The sequence below is a fragment of the Methylobacterium sp. E-066 genome, assembly GCF_022829635.1.
In the GTDB taxonomy this organism is placed as follows: domain Bacteria; phylum Pseudomonadota; class Alphaproteobacteria; order Rhizobiales; family Beijerinckiaceae; genus Methylobacterium.
Genome location: NZ_JAKSYO010000092.1, coordinates 71636 through 95631, shown reverse-complemented (window position 1 = coordinate 95631; position 23996 = coordinate 71636). Strand labels below are relative to the sequence as shown.

The 23996-nt window shown below is 70.4% G+C and carries 24 protein-coding genes; 11 read left to right on the top strand and 13 right to left on the bottom strand.

Translation table 11 applies throughout. The features are described 5' to 3' along the window. Positions 1-5: 5 nt before the first annotated feature. A complete protein-coding gene (locus MKL20_RS11980; RefSeq protein ID WP_244036846.1) occupies positions 6-1184 on the bottom strand; it encodes an MFS transporter in 1179 nt (392 codons plus the stop codon). A 136-nt stretch (positions 1185-1320) separates the two neighbouring features. Between MKL20_RS11980 and MKL20_RS11975 the strand changes: the two genes are divergently transcribed. The 6 genes from MKL20_RS11975 to MKL20_RS11950 all read left to right on the top strand — a co-directional run bounded on the left by MKL20_RS11975 (position 1321) and on the right by MKL20_RS11950 (position 6372). After that, a complete protein-coding gene (locus MKL20_RS11975) occupies positions 1321-1917 on the top strand; it encodes a TetR/AcrR family transcriptional regulator (protein ID WP_244036845.1) in 597 nt (198 codons plus the stop codon). 149 nt (positions 1918-2066) lie between these two features. Then, positions 2067-3275 carry an MFS transporter gene (locus tag MKL20_RS11970; protein WP_244036844.1) on the top strand — a complete coding sequence of 403 codons (1209 nt, stop codon included), beginning with the start codon at positions 2067-2069 and terminating at the stop codon, positions 3273-3275. 80 nt (positions 3276-3355) lie between these two features. Then, on the top strand, positions 3356-3607 hold the full coding sequence (locus MKL20_RS11965) for a type II toxin-antitoxin system ParD family antitoxin (RefSeq protein WP_244036843.1): 252 nt from the start codon (positions 3356-3358) through the stop codon (positions 3605-3607). After that, positions 3604-3894: a type II toxin-antitoxin system RelE/ParE family toxin gene (locus tag MKL20_RS11960; protein WP_244036842.1), complete on the top strand. Its 291-nt coding sequence runs from the start codon at positions 3604-3606 to the stop codon at positions 3892-3894. The genes MKL20_RS11965 and MKL20_RS11960 overlap by 4 nt, the downstream gene beginning before the upstream one ends. A gap of 108 nt (positions 3895-4002) precedes the next feature. After that, a complete protein-coding gene (locus MKL20_RS11955) occupies positions 4003-4770 on the top strand; it encodes a class I SAM-dependent methyltransferase (protein ID WP_244036841.1) in 768 nt (255 codons plus the stop codon). A gap of 315 nt (positions 4771-5085) precedes the next feature. After that, complete coding sequence (locus MKL20_RS11950; protein ID WP_244036874.1) at positions 5086-6372, top strand: hemolysin family protein; 1287 nt, start codon at positions 5086-5088, stop codon at positions 6370-6372. 3 nt (positions 6373-6375) lie between these two features. On the opposite strand, the gene gltX is transcribed toward MKL20_RS11950, so the two are convergent. After that, on the bottom strand, positions 6376-7716 hold the full coding sequence (gltX, locus tag MKL20_RS11945; RefSeq protein ID WP_244036840.1) for a glutamate--tRNA ligase: 1341 nt from the start codon (positions 7714-7716) through the stop codon (positions 6376-6378). 149 nt (positions 7717-7865) lie between these two features. On the opposite strand from gltX, the gene MKL20_RS11940 reads away from it, so the two are divergent. Beyond that, complete coding sequence (locus tag MKL20_RS11940) at positions 7866-9137, top strand: NAD(P)/FAD-dependent oxidoreductase (RefSeq protein ID WP_244036839.1); 1272 nt, start codon at positions 7866-7868, stop codon at positions 9135-9137. Between the two features lie 3 nt (positions 9138-9140). Here the strand turns inward: MKL20_RS11940 and MKL20_RS11935 are convergent, their stop codons facing one another. From MKL20_RS11935 to MKL20_RS11910, 6 genes are all read right to left on the bottom strand, one after another. After that, positions 9141-9611, bottom strand: coding sequence for a hypothetical protein (locus tag MKL20_RS11935; protein ID WP_244036838.1), 471 nt, complete (start codon positions 9609-9611; stop codon positions 9141-9143). Further along, positions 9608-10024 (bottom strand): hypothetical protein, encoded by a 417-nt coding sequence (locus MKL20_RS11930; RefSeq protein ID WP_244036879.1) that lies wholly within the window; start codon positions 10022-10024, stop codon positions 9608-9610. Before MKL20_RS11930 ends, MKL20_RS11935 begins: the two co-directional genes overlap by 4 nt. A gap of 407 nt (positions 10025-10431) precedes the next feature. Further along, positions 10432-10851 carry an RNA polymerase-binding protein DksA gene (gene dksA / locus MKL20_RS11925; RefSeq protein WP_050733124.1) on the bottom strand — a complete coding sequence of 140 codons (420 nt, stop codon included), beginning with the start codon at positions 10849-10851 and terminating at the stop codon, positions 10432-10434. A gap of 171 nt (positions 10852-11022) precedes the next feature. Continuing rightward, positions 11023-12039, bottom strand: coding sequence for a hypothetical protein (locus MKL20_RS11920; RefSeq protein WP_244036837.1), 1017 nt, complete (start codon positions 12037-12039; stop codon positions 11023-11025). A 2-nt stretch (positions 12040-12041) separates the two neighbouring features. Continuing rightward, positions 12042-13415: an MBOAT family O-acyltransferase gene (locus tag MKL20_RS11915; RefSeq protein ID WP_244036836.1), complete on the bottom strand. Its 1374-nt coding sequence runs from the start codon at positions 13413-13415 to the stop codon at positions 12042-12044. 365 nt (positions 13416-13780) lie between these two features. Next, a complete protein-coding gene (locus MKL20_RS11910) occupies positions 13781-15028 on the bottom strand; it encodes an Hsp70 family protein (RefSeq protein ID WP_244036873.1) in 1248 nt (415 codons plus the stop codon). Positions 15029-15183: 155 nt separating this feature from the next. Here MKL20_RS11910 and MKL20_RS11905 point away from each other — a divergent pair, with 155 nt between their 5' ends. Continuing rightward, positions 15184-16680 (top strand): ATP-binding protein, encoded by a 1497-nt coding sequence (locus MKL20_RS11905; RefSeq protein ID WP_244036835.1) that lies wholly within the window; start codon positions 15184-15186, stop codon positions 16678-16680. Positions 16681-16797: 117 nt separating this feature from the next. On the opposite strand, the gene MKL20_RS11900 is transcribed toward MKL20_RS11905, so the two are convergent. Continuing rightward, on the bottom strand, positions 16798-17226 hold the full coding sequence (locus tag MKL20_RS11900; RefSeq protein ID WP_244036834.1) for a flagellar assembly protein FliX: 429 nt from the start codon (positions 17224-17226) through the stop codon (positions 16798-16800). Positions 17227-17469: 243 nt separating this feature from the next. Between MKL20_RS11900 and MKL20_RS11895 the strand changes: the two genes are divergently transcribed. From MKL20_RS11895 to MKL20_RS11885, 3 genes are all read left to right on the top strand, one after another. Continuing rightward, positions 17470-18609 (top strand): flagellar basal body P-ring protein FlgI, encoded by a 1140-nt coding sequence (locus tag MKL20_RS11895; RefSeq protein ID WP_244036833.1) that lies wholly within the window; start codon positions 17470-17472, stop codon positions 18607-18609. Positions 18610-18691: 82 nt separating this feature from the next. Then, positions 18692-19051 (top strand): rod-binding protein, encoded by a 360-nt coding sequence (locus tag MKL20_RS11890; RefSeq protein ID WP_243972987.1) that lies wholly within the window; start codon positions 18692-18694, stop codon positions 19049-19051. After that, a complete protein-coding gene (locus MKL20_RS11885; RefSeq protein ID WP_244036832.1) occupies positions 19038-19511 on the top strand; it encodes a hypothetical protein in 474 nt (157 codons plus the stop codon). Before MKL20_RS11890 ends, MKL20_RS11885 begins: the two co-directional genes overlap by 14 nt. Positions 19512-19720: 209 nt before the next feature. Here the strand turns inward: MKL20_RS11885 and MKL20_RS11880 are convergent, their stop codons facing one another. The 4 genes from MKL20_RS11880 to flgK all read right to left on the bottom strand — a co-directional run bounded on the left by MKL20_RS11880 (position 19721) and on the right by flgK (position 23962). Continuing rightward, complete coding sequence (locus MKL20_RS11880) at positions 19721-19927, bottom strand: hypothetical protein (protein ID WP_244036831.1); 207 nt, start codon at positions 19925-19927, stop codon at positions 19721-19723. A gap of 142 nt (positions 19928-20069) precedes the next feature. Then, a complete protein-coding gene (locus tag MKL20_RS11875) occupies positions 20070-20330 on the bottom strand; it encodes a hypothetical protein (RefSeq protein WP_244036830.1) in 261 nt (86 codons plus the stop codon). Between the two features lie 96 nt (positions 20331-20426). Further along, entirely contained in the window at positions 20427-22025 is a 1599-nt protein-coding gene (locus tag MKL20_RS11870; protein WP_244036829.1) for a flagellin, read from the bottom strand. A 2-nt stretch (positions 22026-22027) separates the two neighbouring features. Then, positions 22028-23962 carry a flagellar hook-associated protein FlgK gene (gene flgK / locus MKL20_RS11865; RefSeq protein WP_244036828.1) on the bottom strand — a complete coding sequence of 645 codons (1935 nt, stop codon included), beginning with the start codon at positions 23960-23962 and terminating at the stop codon, positions 22028-22030. Between the last annotated feature and the right edge of the window lie 34 nt (positions 23963-23996).

Below are 23996 nucleotides of genomic sequence, written 5' to 3'. Positions count from 1 at the left end.
ATCCGTCAGGTCAGGTCCCGCGCCCGGCGCGGGACCAGGCTGAGCAGCCCGAGCCCCGCGAGCCCCGCGCCGATCCAGAGCGGGGCCGCGAGGCCGTGACCCCGGTCGATCGCCAAGCCGCCGAGCCAGGTGCCGAAGGCGAGGCCGGCGGTGATCACCGAGGCGTGGAGGCTGTTCACCAGCGGGCCGGGATGGGCGACCCGCATCACCCGGGCGACCATGGCCGGGTTGAGGGACACACCGGTCAGGCCGATCACGAGGAACGCAGCGACGCTGACGGCCGCGTCGGTCGGGAAGGCCGCGAAACTCGCCAGAGCCGCGCCGAGGATAACGAGGCCGATGGCCAGGACGGGGATCGTATGGCGATCCGCCAGCCGGCCGATGATCAGGTTCCCGATCACGGTCGCGACGCCATAGGCCGCCAGCACGATCGGGATCAGCTTTGGCGCCAGCCCGGTGACCTCGGTGAAGATGGCGGTGACGTAGCTGAAAGCCGAGAAGGTCGCCCCGATGATCAGCCCGCTGGTCGCGTAGGCTGCCCAGAGGCGGCCGTTGCGCAGGTCGGCCAGACCGGACGCGAGGTCGAGCTGCGTGCGGCGGGCAGGTCTCGGAATCGTCGGGCCGACGATGGCGATGCACAGGGCCGTCAGCCCGACCACGAGCCAGAAGCTGGTGCGCCAGCCGAACAGGTCGTTGATCAGCGCCGCGGCGGGCACGCCGACGACCGGCGAGATCGTCAGCCCGGCCAGGACCAGGGAGGCGGCGCGCCCACGAAGGTCGACCCGAACCGATTCGGCGCAGAGCGTCAGGCCGATCCCGAAGCAGGCGGCGCTGGTCACGCCCTGGAGGGTGCGGGCGAGCGCCATCACCGCGTAGCTCGGCGCCAGGGCGACGAGCGTGCTGGCGATCAGGAACACGCCGAGCAGCCACAGCAGCGCGTCCTTGTTCGGCACCCCGAGCCGCAGCAGCAGGGCGATCACCAGCGGGCCGCCGAAGGTCATGCCGAGGGCGAACAGCGCGATCAGGTTGCCGATCTCGCCGACGGAGACCGCGAAGGCCGTGGCCAGCGACGGCATCAGCCCGGCGACCATGAACTCCGCCGTGGTGATCACGAAGATCGTCGCGCTCAGGAGATAGACCCAGGGCGGCACCGTGGCGGCGCCGGGCTCGACCGCGCCAGTCACATCCCGTGATTCGACCGTTGTCTCCGCTGCCCGCATCGTCGGCCCCCATTTCTGTAAACTCGACTACAGAATGGGTAGGCGAGCTTGCTCCGGATGGTCAAGCCATTCTATAAATCTTGCTACAGAAAGGTGTGCGATGGCTTCCGCGCGAGGACGGCCCCGCGGCTTCGACCGCGATCAGGCTCTCGAGCGCCTGATGCAGGTGTTCTGGGCCAAGGGCTACGAGGGTGCGCAGCTCAACGATCTGACGGCCGCGATCGGGGTGAATCCGCCGAGCTTCTACGCGGCCTTCGGCTCGAAGGAGGCGGCGTTCCGCGAGGCGATCGACCTGTACATCGCCACGGTCGGCTCGGCCCAGATGCGGGCGCTCGACGCGGCGGCGACCGTCCGGGACGGCCTTCGCGCGATGCTGGAGGGCAGCGTCGAGGTCGCGCTCTCGACGAAGCCCGGCGGCTGCCTGCTGATCCTCGGCGTGGTCAATTGCCTGCCGGCGAACGAGGCGGTGCGCGAACATCTCATGCGCGCTCGACGCAGGACCGTCGAAGTCGTCTCGGACAGGCTCCGGCGTGGCGTCGCGGACGGGGAACTGGCCGCGGACACGGACATCCCCCGGCTCGCGGCGTTCTATCACGGCATCTTGCAGGCGATCTCGTTCCAGGCGCGGGACGGGGCGACGCGGGCAGACTTGCGCGCGCTGATCGACCCGGCTCTGCGCGCCCTCGATCCGGGCTGATCCGCCCGCATGGCGCGGACGCGCCGCCTGCGGTTGACGCCAGCCGCCATGCATCCCACCACCGATCGAGGCATTTGATGGCGCATCATCGTTTTCCGAAAGCCGGCGACCACCTTTCGGGATGATGCTTTTGCAACGCGGGACGATGCATGGCGAGCGAAGGCAACGAGCGGCTGATCCGGTCGGGCACGCCGGTCTTCCGCCGCACGGCTCTGGCGCTCGCCGCCGCCGGGTTCTCGACCTTCGCGGTTTTGTACGCGGTGCAGCCGCTGCTGCCGATTTTTTCGGATGAATTCGGCGTTTCGCCGGCCGAGAGCAGCCTTGCCCTATCGCTGCCCTGCGGCCTGCTGGCCGTGGCGCTGCTGGTGGTGAGCCCGCTCTCGGAGATCTGGGGCCGCAAGCCGGTGATGCTGGCCTCCCTGTTCGCCTCCGCTCTTCTGACCATCGTGGCAGCCCTGGTGCCGAGCTGGCACGGTTTTCTGGTCCTGCGGGCGCTGTCCGGGCTGACCGCGAGCGGCCTGCCCGCGGTGGCGATGGCCTATCTCGCGGAGGAGATGGATGCTCAGGCGATCGGCCTGTCGATGGGGCTGCTGGTCGGCGGCAACGCGCTGGGGGGCATGTCCGGCCGGCTGATCAGCGGGGTGATGGCCGACCATGTGAACTGGCGGGTCGGGGTCGCGACGATCGGCGGCCTCGCGCTGGTCGCCGCGCTCGCGTTCTGGCGCTGGCTGCCGCCCGCGCGCAACTTCGTGCCGCGCCGGATGGCTTGGCGCGAGGTGCCGGGCAGCTTCGGCCATCATGTCCGCGATGCCGGCCTGCCCTGGCTGTTCGCCGAGGCGTTCCTGCTGATGGGCGGCTTCGTCTGCATCTACAACTATATCGGCTTCCGCCTGCTCGACCCGCCGTTCTCCCTGAGCCAGACGGTGATCGGCCTGATCTTTTCCGTCTACCTCGCCGGCATGGTGAGCAGCCCCGTGACCGGCGAGCTGGCGAGCCGGTTCGGCCGGCGGCGGGTGCTGTGGCTCGCCACCGGGCTCGGGCTCGTCGGCATCCTGATGACGGCAGCCGACAACTTCGTGCTGATCGTCGCTGGGGTCGTGGTGGTGACCATCGGCTTCTTCGGGGCGCATTCGGTGGCGAGCAGCTGGGTCGGGCGGCGGGCCCTGCGCGACCGGGCGCAGGCCTCCTCGATCTACCTGTGCCTGTACTATCTCGGCTCCTCGGTGCTCGGCACCGCCGGCGGCTGGTTCTTCGCCCATTCCGGCTGGACCGGCGTGGTGCTGTTCGTGGGCGGCCTCTACGGTCTGGCCCTCGCCATCGCGATTCGGCTGTCGCGGCTGGCGCCGCTGACGGTTTGAAGCGCATCCAGAACGGCCGAGCGCGCGTTTTTTGACAGTCTTTGCCGAACTTTGCCATGCTGCCCCAAGGAGAGGCCAGCATGGCGAGCATGAACATCTCGTTGCCCGCCCCCATGAAGGCCTGGGTCGAGGAACAGGCCGCCACGGGCCGCTACGCCAATGCGAGCGACTACGTGCGCGACCTGATCCGGCGCGACCAGGAACGCCTGGCCAAGATCGGCGAGCTGCAACGGCTGATCGATGAGGGCCTGGCAAGCGGCATCAGCGGCCGGTCGGTAGACGAGATCCGCCAACTCGGACGGGAGCGATTGGCGGCCCTCCAGGCAAAATGAACTTTCGGACGTCCCCGCGGGCCGATGAGGACATCGCCGAGGCCTACGCAGCGGGCGCGCTGCGCGTCGGCATGGCCCAGGCCGAGCGCTACCAGGACGGCCTGTTCGACGCGTTCCGGATGCTCGCCGCGAATCCCCGTATGGCGCATGAGCGGCGGGAATTCGCGCCGCCGATGCGGCTCGATCCCTACAGGGCTCACATGATCGTCTACGTCGAGGATGAGGCGGGCATCCTGGTCGTTCGCGTCCTGCATGGCCGGCAGGATTGGGATTGCGCCCTGTCGTGAAGGTCGACCGCACGTCCCGGCATGCCGGTGATTGCGGATCGCCCCAGCCCGGCGCATCGTCCGCAACCGGGTCGCCAGGACGATGCTCCTGAACCGGGGAAGGAACCCATGAGCGCACGCAACCATGCCGGCCACGTCGTCGATCAGTTCGGCGCCCAGGCCGCGGCCTACGTGACAAGCGCGGTCCATGCCGCCGGCGCCGATCTCGACCGGATCGGCGCGCTGGTCCGCGGGCTGCCGGGGGCGCGGGTGCTCGATCTCGGTTGCGGCGGCGGCCATGTCGCCTTCGCGGCCGCCGCGGCCGGTGCCGCGGTGACGGCCTACGACCTCTCGGCCGAGATGCTGGCCGCGGTCACCGCCGAGGCCGGGCGGCGCGGCCTCGACCGGATCGAAACCCGCCAGGGCGCCGCCGAGTCCCTGCCCTTCCCGGACGCCGCCTTCGATGCGGTGCTGACCCGCTACAGCGCCCACCATTGGCGCGACGTCCCGGCCGCCCTGGCAGAGGCGCGGCGGGTGCTGAAGCCGGAAGGCCTGCTGGTCGTCTGCGATGCCGTCGCCCCGGAAGAGCCGCTGCTCGACACGCATCTCCAGGCGGTGGAGCTGCTGCGCGATCCCTCGCATGTCCGCGACTACCGTGTGTCGGAATGGCGCCGGATGCTGGAGATAGCCGGCTTCGTCCCCGGCGAGGCGCTCGCGAGCCGGCCGCGCATGGAATACGCGAGCTGGATCGCCCGGATGCGGACGCCGGAGGTCAACGCGGCGGCGATCCGCGCCCTCCAGGCCTCGGCGCCGGTCGAAGTCGCCGCGCATTTTGCCATAGAGGCCGACGGCAGCTTTTTGCTCGATTCCGTGCTGATCGAGGCGCGCCCGCGCTGAGACCTTGTTGGCCGTCGCGATCTCGGTCGAAAGACGATTATCCCAACCTCCCCCCTCATCCTGAGGTGGCGGCGCGCAGCGTCGCCCTCGAAGGAGCCCTCCAGAACCCGCGCGCTCCCTGGAGGGCTCCTTCAAGGCCCGCCGGCGCGGGCACCTCACGATGAGGGCGAGGGTCGAAAAGACCGGTCAAGCACGAGCTGAAGCGCCAGCACAGGCTTGGCCGTTGAACGGTTCGGGCCCCGCACCCATGTTAAAAGCCCGTGTCATCAGAGGAAGCCCGGCCCGCGTTGCGGAACCCCGGCTCTGCAAGCCCGCCTGATCGAGCTCGTCACCGTCGTCCTGCTGATCGCGCTGAACGGCGTCTTCGCTCTTTCGGAGCTGGCGGTGGTCTCATCGCGCAAGAGTCGCCTGCGCGCCTACGCGGACGCGCGCCGCCCGGGCGCGAAGGCGGCCCTGGCGCTTGCCGAGGAGCCGGGACGATTCCTCTCCACGGTCCAGATCGGTATCACCCTGATCGGCATCTTGTCCGGCGTGGTCTCGGGCGCCGCACTGGGCGACCGGCTGGCGCTGACGCTGATCGATCTCGGCCTGCCGAAGGGCTGGGCCGACACGCTGGGCTACACCCTGGTGATCGGGGTGATCACCTACCTGTCGGTGATCATCGGCGAATTGGTCCCGAAGCACCTCGCCCTGCGCAACCCGGAGGGGATCGCCTGCGCGGTGGCGCCCGGCATGCGGCTCGTCGCCCGGGCCGCCCTGCCAGCGGTGTGGCTGCTCGACGCCTCGACCCGGGCGGTGTTCCGGCTGATCGGCCAGGAGACCGAGAGCGCCAGCGCGGTCACCGAGGAGGAGATCCGCAGCCTCGTGGCCGAGGCCGAAACGGCGGGCGTCATCGAGGGCGGCGAGCGCGCGATGATTTCCGGCGTGCTCCGGCTCGGTGACCGGCTGGTGCGGGGCGTCATGACCCCGCGCACCGAGGTCGTGTGGCTCGACCTGTCGGACGATCCCGAAACCATCCGGGAGCGGCTGCTCGCGAGCCCCCATGCCCGCCTGCCGGTGGCCGATGGCGGCCCGGACGCCATGATCGGCGTCGTGCAGGTGCGCGACCTGATCGGACCGCTGTCGCGCGGCGAGCCCCTGGATCTGCGGGCGCATGTCCGCCGGGCTCCCGTGCTGCCCGATACCCTGGACGCCCTCGATGCCCTGGACGCCCTGCGCAAGGGGCCCGTGCCGATGGCGCTGGTGCATGACGAGTACGGCCATTTCGACGGGCTCGTGACCCCGGCCGACATCCTCGACGCCATCGCGGGTGCGTTCCATTCCGAGAGCCTCGAGCCGGACGCGGTGCGCCGCCCGGACGGCTCCTGGCTGATCGCCGGATCGATGCCCGCCGACGAGCTGGCCGACCAGCTCGGCCTGCGCCTGCCGCCCTCGCGCGACTACGCCACCGCCGCCGGGCTGGTCATCGCGACGCTCCAGCACCTGCCGGAGACCGGCGAAACCTGCGACATCGCCGGCTGGCGCTTCGAGGTGGTGGATCTCGACGGCCGCCGCATCGACAAGCTGCTGGTGACGCGGCTGGAGGAAGAGGAAGCGGAGTAGGCGCTACGCCGCCTCTCCTGCCAGCCGCCGTGCCGCCCGGTCTCGGCCGATCAGCGGCAGCAGCCCGGCGAGATCCGGCCCGTGTTCCAGGCCGGTGAGGGCGAGGCGCAGCGGCATGAACAGGCCCCTCCCCTTGGCGCCGGTGCGGCTGCGGATCTCGGTGGTCCAGGCCTTCCAGGTCTCGGCGCCGAACGGCTCCGGCGGCAGGGCCTCGCGGGCCGCGGCGATCACGGCCTCCTCGGTGATGACCGGGGTGATCGGGCCGGCCACGACCTGCCACCAGTCCCGCGCCTCCGAGACGCGGCCGAGATTGGGCTGCACCGCCAGCCAGAACGCCTCGGCGGTCTCAGGCGGGATGCCGAGATCGGCCAGGCGCGGGGCGACCTCCGGGTACGGCATGGCGTGGACGAGCCGGGCGTTGAGCCCGTCGAGCTCCGTGGGATCGAACCGGGCCGGCGCACGCGAGATCTCGCCGAGATCGACCAGGCTCGCCAGGGTGTCGAGATCGGGCACGGCCCGCACCGATTCGGCCGAGCCGGTGAGCACGGCCAGCGAGCGAACGGCGGCAGGCTCGTAGCCGGCCTCGCGCAGCCCGCGCAGCGACAGGTGGCCGAGGCGCTTCGACAGCCCCTCCCCGTCCGCGGTGGTGAGCAGGTTGTGGTGGCCGAAAACCGGGACAGTGGCGCCCAGAGCCTCGAAGATCTGCACCTGCACGCCGGTATTGGTGACGTGGTCCTCGCCGCGGATCACGTGGGTGATGCCGAGATCGGCATCGTCCACCACGGAGGGCAGGGTATAGAGGTAGCTGCCGTCCGCACGGATCAGCACCGGGTCGGACAGCGACGCGCAGTCGACATGGGCCGGTCCGCGCACGAGGTCGTCCCAGGTCACCGTGCGCGCCTCCAGCAGGAAGCGCCAATGCGGCAGGCGGCCCTCGGCCTCCAGGGCGGCGCGCTCCTCCGCGGTGAGCTGCAGCGCCGCTCGATCGTAGATCGGCGGCTGCCCACGGCCGAGCTGGCGCTTGCGCCGGCGTTCGAGCTCCTCCTGCGTCTCGTAGCAGGGATAGAGCCGCCCCGCCGCGCGCAAGGTGTCGGCGGCGGCGTCGTGCTGGGCCTTGCGGTCGCTCTGGCGGGCGAACAGGTCCCAGGTGATGCCGAGCCAGGCGAGATCCTCCCGGATCGCCCCGGCGAAGGTTTCGGTCGAGCGCTCGGCGTCGGTGTCGTCGAGGCGCAGCAGGAAGCGGCCACCCGCCTTGCGTGCGAACAGCGCGTTGAGCAAAGCCGGGCGGGCGTTGCCGATATGCAGGTAGCCGGTGGGCGAGGGAGCGAAGCGGACGAGCGTCATGCTCCGCTCTGTAGCCGATCTGCCGCGGGTTTTGCGCGTCCCTTCGCGCATGGGTGGCGCGAACCGCCGCCGCCCATGCGCCAGCCCGCTACCCAGCGTCGGCAAAACCCGTCAGAACGCCCCCCTTGGCGTGGCTCGGGATGCGCGGGATGGACGAGACGGCCGATATCGTGGTGGTCGGCGGCGGGATGGTCGGGCTGGCCTGCGCCATCGCGCTGAAGGATCGCGGCCTCGACGTGGTCCTGTGCGATCCCGGCGAGGCCCGGGCCCGGACCTCCTACGGCAATGCCGGCGTCGTCAGCCGCGGCTCGATCCTGCCGATGTCGAGCCCGGCCCTGTGGGGCAAGCTCCCGGCCTATCTGCGCAATGCCGACCGAGGCCTGCGCCTGCGCTACACACACCTGCCGCGGATCCTGCCCTACTCGGCGCATTTCCTGGCGAGCGCCCGGGCGTCACGCTGGCGGCGGGCCGCCGCCGCGCTGCTGCCCCTGACGAGCGCCGCCTACCCGGCCCACGAACGCCTCGCCGCGCGAGCCGGCACCAGCGAGCGGCTGCAGCGGACCGGCTGGCTCAAGGCCTACCGCACCGACGCCGCCTTCAAGGCCGCCGCCCTGGAACGGGAGATTCTTTCAGGGCACGGGGTGGCATTCGACATCCTCGACACGGCTGGGATCCGCGATATCGAGCCCGCCGTGGTGCGCCCCTACGCCCGGGCAATGCTGCTCACCGAGACCGGCTCGGTGCGCGAGCCCGGCCGCCTGATTGAGGCCTGCGAGGCCCTGTTCGCGGGCCTGGGCGGACGGCGTCTGCGCGGCAGCGTCGAACGGCTGTCGCCGGAGACGGACAGGTGGCGTGTCGTCCACGAGGCCGGCGCGGTGCGGGCTAAGCAGGTGGTGCTGGCGGCGGGCGCGGCTTCGGGGGCGATCGCCAGGACCCTGGGCTACCGCTTCGCGGTGGCGGCCGAGCGCGGCTACCACCGTCACTACGCCCTGCACCCCGACAGCCCGCCCCTGACGCGGCCGGTGCTCGATACCGGCGCCGGCTCGATCCTCTCGCCGATGGGCGACCATCGGGTGCGGGTGCTCTCCGGCGTCGAGCTGAATGCCCGCCACGCCGCCCCGGACCATACCCAGATCGAGGCCGCCTCCTGCGAGGCCGCCGAGACCCTGCGGCTGGGTGGCCCCCTGGACAACGAGCCCTGGCTCGGCTCGCGCCCGTCCACCCCCGACGGGATGCCGGTGATCGGCCCGGCACCTCGGCATAAGGGCCTACTCTTCGCCTTCGGCCACGGCCATATCGGCCTGTCCACCGGGCCGATCACCGGCGAAATCGTGGCCGACCTCGCCACCGGCCGGAAGCCCACGGTGCCGGTAGCTGCCTTCGCACCCGAACGCCTGCTGGGCTGGCCGCGGCTGGTGTAACGTTTAACGCCAATCGTAGGGATCGTAGGGCTCCAGCGCGGCCTGGATCCGTCTCAGGATCGCGGGCTGACGCTGGAGATCGGCCTCGTGGGCGAGCGCCCGCAGGAAGGCCCGGGGGCCGTGTTCGAGGTCCCGCGCCAGGCCGTCATAGCGCTCGGCCGGCTCCACATGGGGCGGGTTGACGGTGACCAGGTAATCGAGGCCGCAGATCGGCGGGTCGATCCCCAGTCGGTAGCAGATCTGCACCCGGGCGAAGGGCTCGCCGGGCCGGCGCACGACCCGGTAGCCGCCGCGCCTGAACGCGCCGCCGGTGGCGCGCTCGGCATAGGCGAGCGTCCCGTCCACCGTGGCGAGGCTGTCGGTGTGCCGCGTGCGCACGAGGTCGATCGCGGCCCGCTCTGTGGGCAGGAACGGCTGTGCATGCGCCCCGGACGCGACCGAGGCGGCGAGCAAGGCGAGGGCGAGAGGTCTCACGGCTTCCTCATGCAGACGGCGACCGGTTTCGCGTCCTTCGCGGCCTTGGCGGTCATATCGAGGCATCCGACCGTGGCCACGCCTTCGGTTACGGTGACCGACGGCACCACCGCCATGCCCTGGCAATAGGCGCCGATCAGCTCCTCATCGCGGTGGCAGGCCACGTCGAGCCGCACCAGCGTGTTCATCGCCGGCCCCGGAGGTCCGGCCGTACCGGCGGGGCCACGATCCCCCACGGGACCGCGCTCGCCGGTGGCGCCGTTCAGGCCCGGCGGCCCCTGCGGGCCGGGCGGTCCCTGATCGCCCTTCGGCCCCGGCGGCCCGGCCGGCCCAGGCTTGGGCGCCTGGCAGCCGGCGAGCGCAAGCGACGCGATCAGCCCTGAGACGATCGCGGCTGTCCTGGGGATTCGCATACATGTCTCCGGCCGGGATGCCGCCGACGAAGTGGCGCCGGGGGGCCGAGCGTCAATGGCGGCCCATCGCCGATCCGGTGGGGTATCGGCCCCACAACACGACCTTCAGCGGAAGGATGGCCCGGCCGATGGCGATCCGCTCGATCGGATCGTCATTATTGATCGTCCTGCGAGCCACGAGCCAGACTGATCGATCCATGTCGATCCGGGTCCGTGCCCTCCATCAGCCTCAACAGCGCCGGAGATGACATTCATCTCGCGCCGTCTCTCCGTTCGCCCGCAGCGGAATACGGACGGGGCGGCTGCAGCGGCATTCGTCGTGCCGTGCCGGAAAGGGCCGGTCCTGATCAGGTGTTCAACGAGGGTCGGCCGTCCAGCGAGCAGCTGGGATCGCACCGCCGGTCCCCTCAATCGTCGCGATAAACCTTTTCCCGGCGCTCGTGCCGTTCCTGGGCTTCGAGGGACAGGGTCGCGATCGGCCGGGCGTCGAGGCGGCGCAGCGAGATCGGCTCGCCGGTCTCCTCGCAGAAGCCGTAGGAGCCGTCCTCGAGGCGGGCGAGCGCCGCGTCGATCTTGCCGGTGAGCTTGCGCTGGCGGTCGCGCGCGCGCAGCTCGATCGCCCGATCGGTTTCCGACGAGGCCCGGTCGGCGAGATCGGGATGGTTCTCGTTCTCGCTCTGCAGCGCGACCAGCGTGTCCTGCGCCTCGCGCAGGATGTCGCTCTTCCAGCTCAGGAGCTTGCGCCGGAAGTACTCGCGCTGCCGGTCGTTCATGAAGGGCTCGTCGTCGGACGGGACGTAGCCGTCCTCCAGCGTCACCTTCGCCATGCGTCACCCTCGCTGGATCGTAACCGCCCACCAGGGGATGGCCGGTGCGCGGCGATAACGTGAGGTGCCGTATAGTCGAGGTGCTTAATCGCGACAACGCGCAGCGTTGCAGGGCATGGATGTTGTCTCCAATGCGTCCGCGCGTGCGACAAACAAGCCACGGTCTAGGGGTTATTCAGTCGCGTGCGTACGCAACCGTACGATTGCGGCAGCGATTTCGTCGGTCAAGGCCCGGGCGAGCGGCAGCCGGTAATGGGTCTGGTCGAAGAATAAGTCTGGATTGTCCGCTTCCGGACGCCCGGCGCGTCCGTCGATGACCGTATTCAGCGGGTGAACGGCAAGCGCGGAGCGCACCTGCGCCCGGCAGGCGGCCTCGGCTGCGTCTCGGGGGCTGCCGGCCGGCGGCTCGGCGCGGGCGTAGACCGGCGGAAAGACCAGCACCACAGCGGTCTCGGCCGGGACCCCCGCCAACTCGACGCGCAGCCGGTCGGCGACCGGGAACGGGCCGCCGTGATGCGGCTCGGCCTCGGGTCCGACGGGCCGTTCGAGAGCCGCCTTCTTGGCCGGGTCGCGACCGAAGCCCTGGCTCAGATAGTTCGACTCGTAATCCCACCAACCGTCGGATGCGGCCTGCTTCCGGCGCGGGTTCAGGAGCCAGCCGAGGCGGTTGATCGTCTCCTGCGCGGCGGTGAAGCGCAGCAGGCCCTGGAGATAGTCGGGCCAATCGCCGAGCAGCCAGTACGGAAAGCCGTGCTCGCTCGGGAAGGTCGGATCGTCGGAGCACCAGAACGCGTCGGCCGAGAGCACGATCGCGTCGGGTCGGGCGTGATGCTTCAGATACCAGCCGAGCAGCGCGAACTGCTCGGCCGGGCCGGTGGCCGGCACCGAGAGCTGGACGAACGGGATCCCGGTGAGCCGGGTCAGCGCCGCCGGCTCGATCAGCTGGATGTGGGAATTGCCGATCACCGCGCCGGAATAGGCCGGGTCGCGGCCGCGCAGAGCCGAGGCGGTGCGCGGCCCCTGCGGGCGGATGGCGCCGCGGGAGAGCAGGGACGAGCGGCCGGTATCGTAGGGATCGACCACAACCGCGAGGGTGAGATATGCCGCGAACAACCCGGCCATCGCCAGCAACAGGGTGCGGGTGAACCCGCGCCAGGCCCGATCCTGTGGGGGTTGAACGCGCGCCATCCTCAAAACTGGAAGTAGATGAACTCGTAATTCGCATCGTCCCCAATCTTGAGGAGGACGACGACGAACAGGAGCGCGAAGCCGAAGGCGAGGACGCGCTTAGGCGGCAGGCGATGGACCGCCGCCCACGCGGTCGGGCCCACTATGGCGACCAGGGCCGCCACCGCGATGGTGCGCCACTTGAAGCCGGAACCGTGGGGCGCGAGGCCGAACAGGCCCTTGAAGATCAGCAGCGCCGCCTCGAAACTGGCGGCCCGGAACAGCACCCAGGTCAGCATCACGAACAGGCTGGTGAGCAGCCAGCCGAGGGGCGTCGGAACCGTGATCCGCGCCCGCCGCGCCAGCAACCCGGCGCCGAGGCCGAGCCCGTGCAGGGCGCCCCAGGTCAGGAAGGTCAGCCCCGCTCCGTGCCAGAGGCCGCCGAGGGTCATGGTGGCGGCGAGCGCTCCGACCTGCCGCTTCAGGCTGCGCCGGTTCCCGCCCATCGGGATGTAGAGGTAGTCGCGCAGGAACCGCGACAGGGTCATGTGCCAGCGCCGCCAGAAGTCGCGCAGCGAGGTGGCGCGATAGGGCGCGTCGAAATTCTGCGGCAGGACCAGTCCGAACAGCAGCGCGATGCCGAGCGCCATATCGGTATAGCCGGAGAAGTCGAAATAGATCTGGAAGGTGAAGCCTAGGGTCGCCTGCCACGCCTCGGCGACGGTGATCACCTTGCCGGCGGCAGCCGCCTGAAACACCGGGTTCACGTATGCCGCGAGCGGATCGCCCAAAAACACCTTCTTGGCGAGGCCCACCGTGAGCAGCATCAGCCCGCGGGCGAAGCGCTCGGCCGCGTCGGGCCGCGCGTAAGGCTCCTCGTCGAACTGGTGCATGATCTCGCTCCAGCGCACGAGCGGGCCGGCGAGAACCTGCGGGAAGAACGCGATGTAGAGGGCGTATTTGGTCAGCCCGAAGGCTGGCGCGCGGCCGGCCCGCAGGTCGGCGAGATACATGATGTGGTGAAAGGTGAAGAACGAGATGCCGAGCGGCAGCGCCAGCCCGAATCGCGGTGCCTCCAGGCCCGGGATCAGGTTGGCGAGGTCGGCGAAGAAGTCGAGGTACTTGAACAGCCCAAGCAGGGCGAGGTTGGCTGCGATCGCCGCCGGGATCAGCCACCGCCCCGGCCATCGGCGATAGAGGCGGGCGACGCACCAGTTTGCGAGGATCGAGCCAGCGAGCAGCGGCACGAACCGGACATCCCACCAGCCGTAGAACACGAAGGACAGGACGACGAGCAGCCGCAGCCGCCAGGCCGGCGCCGCGCGCGCCACCAGCGCGTGCAGGATCAGCGCGGCCGGCAGAAAGGCGAGGAGGAAGACGAAGGAGTTGAACAGCATCGGGCGGGGCGGCGCGGAGGGGAAGGATGGGCCGCCGGTCTCTCCGGGCGCGAGGCGCCCGCCTTGTCGGGGATCGCGGCGGGCCCGTCAATCGCGGGGTTCGGGCTATCGGTGATCGCGCTGGATATGCCCTGAGCGGTCGACCGTTCGCGCCCGGCGAAGGTGTCGTCGGGTTCCTTTTCGGAAGTCGTTGCCGACCTGGACTGGGGCCGGCTTTCCGCGTCACGCCGTCATCGCGAGCGCAGCGAAGCGACCCAGGGACACGTTACAGTTAGGAAGCGCGCTGCACTGGGTTGCTTCGCTGCGCTCGCAATGACGGTGCAGGCCGCCGCGAAGCCCTCGAACGGAATCCGCGCCCTGCCCCGTTACCCCGCCCGCCGCGCCGCCTCGATGGTCAGGCCGAGGCCGACCGACCCGAACGTGTCGCCCTCCACCACCCGGGCCGCCGGCAGCGCGGCGGTGAGCGCGGCGCGCAGGTGCGGCAGGCCGGTGGAGCCGCCGGTGAGGAACAGCGCGTCGATCCGCTCCGGCCCGAGCTCGGCCTGGGCGAGGCAGCGGGCGATCCGGGCGGCAACCGCCCGGGCGAGGTCGCCGGTCTGCGTCGAGAGCGTGTCGCGGCTCACCTCGGCCGCGAGGCCCGGCTCGATCAGGCCGAGATCGAGATCCGTCGTGCCAGCCTCGGAGGCGGCGATTTTGGCGCCCTCCACGGCCCCGGCCAAAGCGTGGCCGCGCTCACCCTCGACCGCCGCGCGCAGGCGCTCGACCAAGTCGGGCTTGGCGCAGTCCCGGATCACCTCGTCGATCTCGCGCAGGGTCTTCGCATTGTAGAGGCGGTTGATTGCCGACCAGGTGGCGAGGTCGTGGTAATAGGCATTCGGCACTGCCAGGTCGCCGCGCCGCATCGGGCTACCGAGGCCGAGCAGGGGCATCACGGTGCCGAGGCTCAGCTGCCGGTCGAAATCGGTGCCGCCGATGCGCACGCCGTCATTGGCGAGGATGTCGCCGGCCCGGTCTGGCCGGCCCCGCCGCTCGGGCGACAGGCGCACGATCGAAAAGTCCGAGGTGCCGCCGCCGATATCGGCGATCAGCGCGATCTCCTCCGACCGGACCTGGCGCTCGTAGTCGAGGGCGGCGGCGATCGGCTCGTACTGGAACGAGACCTCGCGGAAGCCGACGTCCCGGGCGATGTCGCGCAGCGTGTCTTCCGCCCGCCGGTCGGCCTCCGCGTCGCCATCGACGAAATGCACCGGCCGGCCGTGGACCACGGTGTCGAGGGATTGCCCGCAGGCGGCCTCGGCGCGCGCCTTCACAGCCGAGAGGTAGCGGGCGATGATATCGCGCAGGCGCAGGCGCTCCCGTCCGACCGGGGTCGCTTCGTCCATCAGGGGCGTACCGAGCACGGATTTCAGGCCGCGCATCAGCCGGCCGGCATGGCCGTCGACATAAGCGGCGGTGGCGGCCCGGCCGATCAGCGGCGCCTCGCCGGGCTCGAAGAAGATCGCGCTGGGGATGGTCCGATGTGCGCCTTCGAGCGGTAGCAGAGCCGGTCCCGCCGCCGCGAGATGCCCCAGGGTGGTGTTCGACGTGCCGAAATCGAGGCCGCAGGCCGCCATCGTGGTGGGGATCCGGTTTGTTTCGAGGGAGGGCGGCCCGTACAGGGCGGCGGCGTCCGGGTCCAGCGCGGCCGCGGCATTGCAGCCGCGCAGGAAGCGTGGACAGCGCATCCAGAGCACGCACGGATCCGGTTTCGGCGTGGTATGGAGCGGCCATGCGTTCCGATATCGATCTCGGCCTGACCGGCGGGCAGGCGGCGCTCCTCGACCTCACCGAACTGCTGGCCACCCGGCTCCTGGTCCAGGGCAATTCGGGCTCCGGCAAGTCGCATCTGCTCCGGCGCCTGCTGGAGCAGAGCGCCGGGCTCGTGCAGCAGGCGGTGATCGACCCGGAAGGCGATTTCGCCAGCCTCGCCGACCGCTACGGCCACGTGGTCGTGGAGGCCGACGGCGACGATGTCGCCCTCCAGCGCATCGCCGCGCGGGTGCGCACGCACCGGGTCTCGGTGGTGCTGTCGCTGGAAAATCTCGACGCCGAGGGGCAGATGCGCGCCGCCGCCGCTTTCCTCGGCGGCCTGTTCGATGCCGACCGGGACCATTGGTACCCGATGCTGGTGGCGGTGGACGAGGCGCAGCTTTTCGCCCCAGCTGCAGCCGGCGAGGTCTCGGACGAGGCCCGCCGCCTGTCGCTCGGCGCCATGACCAACCTGATGTGCCGCGGGCGCAAACGCGGGCTCGCCGGCGTGATCGCGACGCAGCGCCTCGCCAAGCTCGCCAAGAACGTCGCGGCCGAGGCCTCGAATTTCTTGATGGGCCGGACCTTCCTCGACATCGACATGGCCCGCGCCGCCGATCTTCTGGGATTGGAGCGCCGCCAGGCCGAGACGTTCCGCGATCTGCCGCGGGGCCATTTCGTGGCCCTCGGGCCGGCCTTGTCACGGCGCCCGCTCACCATCGCGGTGGGTCCGACCCTCACGGTGAGCCGCAGCTCATCGCCGGTGCTCGTCCCCCTTCCCGATCCGACCGAGGATGCCCGGGCGCTGATCCTCACGGCGAGCCCGGCCGACAGCTTGGCGCCGCCGATGCCGCGCCCGAAGCCGCGCCCGGTGGCGGCCCCGGACGTGCTCGTCCAGCTCGCCAGCTACCGCCCCCCGGCCCCGCCGGAGGAGCCCGAAGAGGAGCCGATGGATCCGGAGGCGCGCGAGGCCGCGCTGGCCGAGGTTCTGGCCTCAGTCCTGGCCGATGCCGACGCCGCCGCCTGCACCCCCGCGACGCTCTACCAGGATTTCACCGTCCGCTGCCGGATCCGCCGCCTGCGCGGCGACACGATGGGCTTGCCGGAATTCAAGCGCCGGCTCGCGGTGGCCCGGGCCGAGGCCGGCGGGGCGGTTGCCGACAACTCCACCTGGGAGCGGGCCCAGGAGATCGCGGCCGGCCTGCCGGACGACCTCGCCGGCCTGTTCCTAGTGGTCGCGCGCGCAGCGATCGAGGGCGCCCCCTGTCCCACCGACGCGATGCTGGCCGACGCCTACGGCACCAGCTCGGGCGGCCGAGCCCGGCGGATGCTGGCCTATCTTGAGGAGCGCGGCGCGATCGTCACCCGCAAGGACCTGCGGGGTGCGCCGATCATCGCGGTGCCGGATCTCGGGGTCGAAACCGGCCCGGGCGAGCCGCAGATGCTGCCCACCGGGCCGAAGCGGCGGGCGGGGTAGCGGCCGTAAAGCGATCCGTCATTGCGAGCGGAGCGAAGCAACCCAGTGTGACGCGCGATCCCGGGAGGTGGCGTTTCCCTAGGTTGCTTCGCTCCGCTCGCAATGACGGCGGTGCAGCTATGCGCTGCGTCGGCCTTCGAGCTTGGCGAGTTCCACCGCGGCACGCAGCTCGATCTCGCCCATGAGCGTGTCCAGCCGCGGATCCCCCGATGACGCGGCGCGCTCGGCTAGACGGCCGGCGATAGCGCGCAGATCCTGCGGGGCGACGCGGCCGCCGAGCATTGCAGCTTTGAGGCGATCGAGGCCGTCGAGGAGGTCGTGCCCGCGCTTGGCCGTGCGGCGGCGGCGCTCCTGCGGGGTCTCGGTCTCGCCCTGAAGGAGCAGCACCGCGTCGAGCCCGGCCAGGGTCGCCGCCGCAGCTGGTGCACCGGTGCCGGAGGCGGAGGTCGGCGCCGCATCGAGGCTGAAGCCGCGACCGCCCTCGGCCCGGCCCTTGGCCGCGACGCCGCCGGCATTCTGGATCGGCTGGCGAGTCTCGACGCGCATGATGCTGTTCGTGTCGCTCCGGGCGCCCCTGCGCTGCTCGGACACTCGCGCCGGCAGGGTTAAGCACCGGTAAACAGACCGGCAGAAGCTGCCGGGTCGGCAGGTTCGGTGCCGGTCGATTGTAATCGGCGGCTGCATACCGGCCGCAGAATGATATTTTCCCTCAGAGACTTAACGAAAAAATCCACCTGGCACGGGGCTGGCAGGAGAGAGGCAGGTCCGTTCACCCTCAAAAAATCCGGCATGCGCCCGAGCCACCCCTTCAGTCTCATCGGATCGGCCCTCGCCGCCCTCGTCGTGGGTGCGCTGCTGCTGACGATGGCCTCCGGCCCGGCGCTCGCCCTGTCGCGGGTGAAGGACCTCGCCTCGATCGAGGGCGTCCGCCAGAACCAGCTCGTGGGCTACGGCATCGTGGTCGGCCTCAACGGCACCGGCGACACGCTCAACAACATCCCGTTCACCAAGCAGTCGCTTCAGGCGATGCTGGAGCGGCTCGGCGTCAACACGCGGGGCGCCACGATGCGCACCCAGAACCTCGCCGCCGTGATGGTGACCGCGAGCCTCCCGCCGTTCGCCGCGCAGGGAACCCGCATCGACGTGACCGTCTCGTCGCTCGGCGACGCGAAATCCCTCCAGGGCGGCACGCTGCTGGTGACGCCGCTGCTCGGCGCCGACGGTGAGGTCTACGCCTTGGCGCAGGGCTCGGTGGCGATCGCCGGCTTCTCCGCCGAGGGCGATGCCGCCAAGATCACCCGGGGCGTGCCGACCAACGGCCGCATCTCCAACGGCGCCAATATCGAGCGCGAGATCGCGTTCAAGCTGAACGACGCCCGCGCCCTGCGCCTCTCCCTGCGCAACCCCGATTTCACGACCTCGAAGCGGATCGCCGCGGCGATCAACGACTTCATGGGCGCCGACACCGCCGAGCCGACCGACCCGGCCACCGTCACGATCCAGATCCCGGCCAAGTACAACGGCAACATGATCCGCCTGATCACCGAGGTGGAGCAGCTGAAGGTCGAGCCCGACCAGACCGCCCGGGTGGTGGTCGACGAGCGCTCCGGCATCATCGTGATGGGCCGCGACGTGCGCGTCTCCACGGTGGCGATCGCGCAGGGCAACCTCACGGTCACGATCAGCGAGCAGCCGCAGGTGAGCCAGCCGGCGCCCCTGTCGAACGGCCGGACCACCGTGGTGCCGCGCACCAGCCTGAAGGTCGATACCGGGGACGGCAACAAGCTGGCCCTGGTCAAGGAGGGCGTGAGCCTGCGCGAGCTGGTCGACGGGCTCAACGCCCTCGGGGTCGGCCCCCGCGACCTGATCTCGATCCTCCAGGCGATCAAGACCGCCGGAGCGCTCCAGGCCGATATCGAGCTGATGTGATTGTCGCGTGCATCGTCCCGAAAGGTGGTTGCCGGCTTTCGGAAAAAGACGATGCCCCATGAAGGGACTGGAGGGCCAAATCATGCTGCCACTCGCCAACTTCGCGGCCACCGCCGCCGCCGGCGTCGGGAAATCCATCGCCACCAGCGTATCAGACGGCATCCTCAAGACCGGCAGCACCGCCAAAGCGCACAAGACCGCCACCGAGTTCGAGTCGATGTTCCTGGAGAACAGCCTCGACCGGATGGTGCAGTCGGACGGGACCGAAGGCCCGCTCGGCGAGAACGGCACCGGCGGCGGCGTCTACCGCTCGATGCTGACCAAGGAATATGCGGGACAGATCGTGAAGAGCGGCGGCGTCGGCATCGCCGATTCGGTGTTCCGTGAGATCATGAAGATGCAGGGGGCGGCGAGCGATGGAGCGACCAATGCAAAGGGCTGAACCGCTGCGCGTCGCCGACCGGGTCACCGCCGAGGCGCTGGTCGGGGGCGTGCTGGCCAACATGGCCGCGCTGGAATCCGTCCTGGCCGAGGAGGCCGCCCATGTCCGGGCGGGGCGCCTGCCCGAGGGTCTGGCGGCGGCCGAGCCCAAGGCCGCCCTGGCGGCCGCCTACATGCAGGGGCTCGAAGTCGCCAAGGCGAATGCCGTAGCGCTCAAGCGCTTCAACCCGGACGGGGTCGAGACCCTGCGGGCCGCCCATCGCCGCTTCACCGCCGCCGTGGAGGCGAACCAGTCGGTCCTCGACAGCGCGAAATCCGTCTCCGAGGGGCTGATCAAGTCGCTGGCGGAGGAGATCGCCCGGGCGCAGATGCCGTCGGGCTACGGACGGCAGGCCCCGGCCCCGTCTCCGTACGGACGCGGCGCGCGCAGCGGGCCACTGGTGTTGTCGCGGAATCTGTAGGGTTCAGCGTCGGCAACGATCGCGGATAGAGATACGCCAACCCACCTTTCTCATCCTGAGGCGCCCGCGTCAGCGGGCCTCGAAGGAGCCCTCCAGCCGGCCGCGCGATCCCTGGAGGGCTCCTTCGAGGCCTCCGCTTCGCCCCGTCGCCTCAGGATGAGGGCGAGGGTTGGAGAGACGCACGCTCAAGTAAATCTCTCCCGTGAGACTCAATCAAGGCCGCCGCGCCGGCGCTGGCCGTTTCCGATCCGCAGGTAGGTCCGGACCTCGCCGAGATCGGTGTCGGCGCGGTTGTCGATTGCCAGGCGGCCGGCGATGACGGGTGGGCTCGAAGCGCCGGCACCGTGACCGGCCCGCAGGTCGGCGCCCGCGATCACCCGGCCGGAGACGCGGATGCAGTTCGCGCTGCCGGGCATCCGCACGAAACCCGGCCCTTTCGCCGGGCACGGTATCGCCGCCGCTGCGGTTGGGGCCTTTTCGAGATCCCGGGCCTTGGCAGGGCCGATGAGAGCGAGCGCTGCCGAGAGAACCAGGGCACTCGAACGAAGCCGGGCCATCTCAGGCGGCCCGGCGCGAGAGGGACCGGTACAGCAGATCGATGTAGCGCTCGACCTCGCCGATGAAGCCGTCGACGTCGGGCTCCAAGAAGCGGAGACGCGCGAGGTCGCGCAACAGGATATCGAGGGCGACGGCGCGGTCGTCGGGCCGGCCATAACCGTCGAGATAGGTGTCGATCGCCTGCTCGGCCAACACGATGGCGCCGATCTGCGCCGTGGAGCCGAGGCGGCGGACCGCGCGGACGGGTTCGGACAGCGCCATGCGGACCTCTCCTCGATCGGGCGGTCGCAGCGACCGCGATCCGCGCTTCACTGCGGGAAAGCGGCGACACTATGGTGGCGCAGCCGAATACCGGCGTCAGCTGATGTAATTGACCAGCGAGAGCTTCGAGAGCGAGGCGGTGACCGAGTAGCTGGCCTGCAGTCGGTTCTGGACATCGAGCAGCTTGGCGACGACTTCTTCCGTCGGGGCCTGCTCGATCCCGTCGAGGGTGTTCTGGACCGTCGTCTGGGTGGCGGCGTTGGTCGTCTTGGCGTTCGACAGCCGCGTCGAGGCGATGCTGAGCTGCGTGACGGTATCCTGGACGCTGGGATTGGTCTGGTCGGAGGACGACAGCAGCGTCCCGGCCTTGTTGACCACCGTCTGGTAGGTGGCGCTGGTGTTGGCATCGCTCGTCGTCGGCAGCGCGAAGGCCATGGTCGCCAGGCCCGCGAGCACGTTCCGGACGGTCGGGTCGTTGGCGCGTGCGCCGGTGCCGACCTTGCCGGTCGCGCTGACCTGGACCGACTGCGTGTCGAGGGCCGAGGTGGGCTGCGGCGGGTTCGTCGACGTGTCGTAGCTGTTCTCACCCTGGTACCAGAGCACCGTGTTGGTCGCGGTGGCGGGGGTGTAGCTGATCGGGTTCTTGCTCGCATCGTAGACGATGCGCTGCTGGGGCATGATCCCGGCCCCGGACGGGCCGCCCTTCGCCGAGCCGGTGAAGAAGTCCTGCGTCACCGCCGCGGTGGCGTTCACCGCCAGGGTGCCGGTGGCCGCACCCTTGAGGGCGTTGGTCAGCGTGGCAGACAGGTTCTTCATCGTGTCGTTGACGCTCGCCCCGATGGCGAAGCTCGTGGTCGAGCTGGAATCCGCGCTGGCGGCCGCGGTCAGCGTCACGGTCGTGGAGGTGCCATCCGGCATCTTCAGCGCGAAGCTGACGCTGTCGCCGGCGGTGGGCTGAGCCGACAGGCTCAGGTTCAGCGAGGCCGGGCCGGTTCCGGTAATCGAGGCGTTGAGCGCCGTTCCGGTCGTGGTCGGGGTGCCGGTCAGGGTGAAGCCGAACGTGCCGCGCGTCGCGGCGTTCCCCTCCTCGGTCACCTGGACGGAGGTGGCGCTCGGCGAGGTCTGCGTCAGCCGGCCGTTGCCGCCCGCGCCCAGCTCCGCGGTGACGCGCTCGTTGATCAGCGCGGTGAGGCCGGCGAGCTTGTTACCCTGGCTGTCGGTGGTGCCGTTGAGGATCGTATCGGCGTCGAGCACCGGCTGGGTCGTGGTATCGCGGCCGCCGAACAGGTAGCTGCCCGCCGCCGACTGGTTGAGGGTGTCGAGCGCCGTCTGCAGGTTGGCGAGCGCGATCGAGCGCCCCGCGGTGGTGTTGGCCGCCACGCTCTGCAGGCCGTTGTTCAGGGCCGTGCGGGCGTCGGTGCCCAGCTTTGCGACCTGGGTCAGGCTGGTGACCGCCAGGTTCGTCCGGGTCTGGGCGGCGGTGATGCCGGCGCCGTAGCCGTTGAGCGCGCTCAGGGTCGCCTGGGCGCCGAGCGCCGTCGAGCGCCCGGTGCCGAGGCCGCCATAGGTCTGGGAGACCTTGCCGCTGGAGAGCTGGTTCGACAGGTCGTTCAGCTGGTTCTTCAGCGTCAGGAGCTGTGAGGTGTTCCGGTTGGCGACGTAGGAGCCGGCCGCGAAGGGTGAGATCGTCGTCATGGTCAGATCTGCAGCAGCTGGTTGAGCATGTCGCGCGCGGCGGTGAGCACCCGGGCATTGGCGCCGTAGGCGGTCTGCAACGCGATCAGGTTCGACATCTCCTGGTCGATATTGACGCCCGCGCCCGCGGAGAACCGGCTCTGCGCGGTCGAGAGCGCGGTCTGCTGGGTGTCGTTGAGCGCGGCCGCGTTCGAGGCGGCGGAGCCCTGCGAGGCGATCACGTCCTGTGCGAAGCCGACGACGCTCGCCCGGTAGGGCGCGGAGACGCCGCCGATGCCGCTCGACGACGAGAACGTCTGCTGGGCCGAGGTCAGGGCGGTGAAGATCGCCTGCGCGCGGCCACCGGAGGCGCTCGTATCCGTGGCGCTCGATGCGGTGAGGACCGCGGTGTTCCCGGAAACCGCCGGATTGACCGCGATCCGTTGCGCGAAACCGGTGAGCTGCGAGCCGCTGTCGAACGAACCGGTGAACAGCTGCGGGGTTGGCGGGGGCGCCGCGGAGACGTCGGTGAACAGGGCGATCTGCGGGTAGCCCGTGGTCAGATCGCTCGGCGATGTCGGCTGGGTGATGCTGGCGGTCGCGGCGCTCGCCACTTTGCCGCCCGCCGTGAGCGTGAGCGTCGCATTCGCCGCCGTCGCAGGGCCGTTCGTGACGCCGAGCGCAGGGAGCTTGTAGGGGGCGGACGCGGGATCGCTGTTGAATGTGTTCAGCGCGGCCTGGATCTGCGTGAAGTAGGTGGTCGGACCGCCGCTGGCGTTGAACGTCAGCGTCAGGCCGCTGGCATCCGTCGTCTGTCCGGCGGGAATGATCGTGCCGTTGCTCTGGGTCGTCGACGCGACCAGCGTCACGTTCCGCACCGTGTTCGTGCTGTCGGTCACTTGGAAGGTCACCGAATTGCCGGGTTGCATCTTCGGCAGGGTGATCGTGGTGTCGCTGGCCGTGACACCGGAGGTGGTCGTGGTGTTGAGTGTACCGCCGACGCTGGTGTTCGTCAGGGCGCTGGCGAGCCCCCCGGCGAGGTCGTCGAGCTGGCGCTGGGCCTGCGGCAGGGTCTGGTCGCGCAGCTCGATCCCGGCGGCGAGGCTCCCCGACCGGATGGCGCCGGGCGCCCCGAGATCGATCTTGCCGCCGCCCGGCAGCGTCGCCGTGATGGTGCCGACCGTCCGTTTCGTCGGATCCGTCGAGTAGCTCGAATTCGCGCTCAGCGACCCGTGCCCGTCGAAGCTCAGCGTCGCCGCGTTGCCGCGATCGACCAGGGTCACGCCCGACTGGGTCAGCACCGAGACGGTCCCGTCGCGCTGCGCGACGGTCTGGACGTCCATGTAGCCCGAGAGCGTGTTGATCACCTGGTCGCGCTGGTCCTGGAGATCGGCCAGGGACGAGGCGTCGGTGGTGTTCTGGATCTTGGCGTTGAGCTTCGCGACGTTGGACAGCAGAGTGCTGGCCGATTGCGTGTCGGTGCCGAGCTGCGCCTCGACCCCGGTGCGCAGGTTCTGCACCGAGGCGGCGGCGCCGTTGATCTGGCTGGCCAGCGCCGAGGCGTTGCTCAGCACGGTAGTGCGGGCGGCCGCCGAGGTCGGGTTGGCGGCGAGCTCCTGGAGCGATTCGGTGAAGGTGTTCAGCGTGCCGTCCATCGACGCCGCGCTGCCGGGGGTCCCGTAGAGCGCGTCGAGCTGGGACGCGATGCCGGCTTTCGTGCTTGTGTAGGCCGCCCCCGAGGTCTCGAGCCGCAGCTGCTTGAGCGCGGCGGCATCGAAGCTGCGGGTGATCGTCCCGGTGGCGACTCCGGAATTGTTGGTTCCGGTGGCGACCGTCGAGAGCGTCCGCTTGACGTAGCCCGCCGTGCCGGAATTGGCGACATTCTGCGAGACGAGGTTGATCGCCGCCTGCGTGGCCGCAAGCCCGGCGGTCGCGGTGGAAAGCGCGTTCAGCGACATCTCACGGCCTCCGCGGTTCGGATCGCGCCCTCAC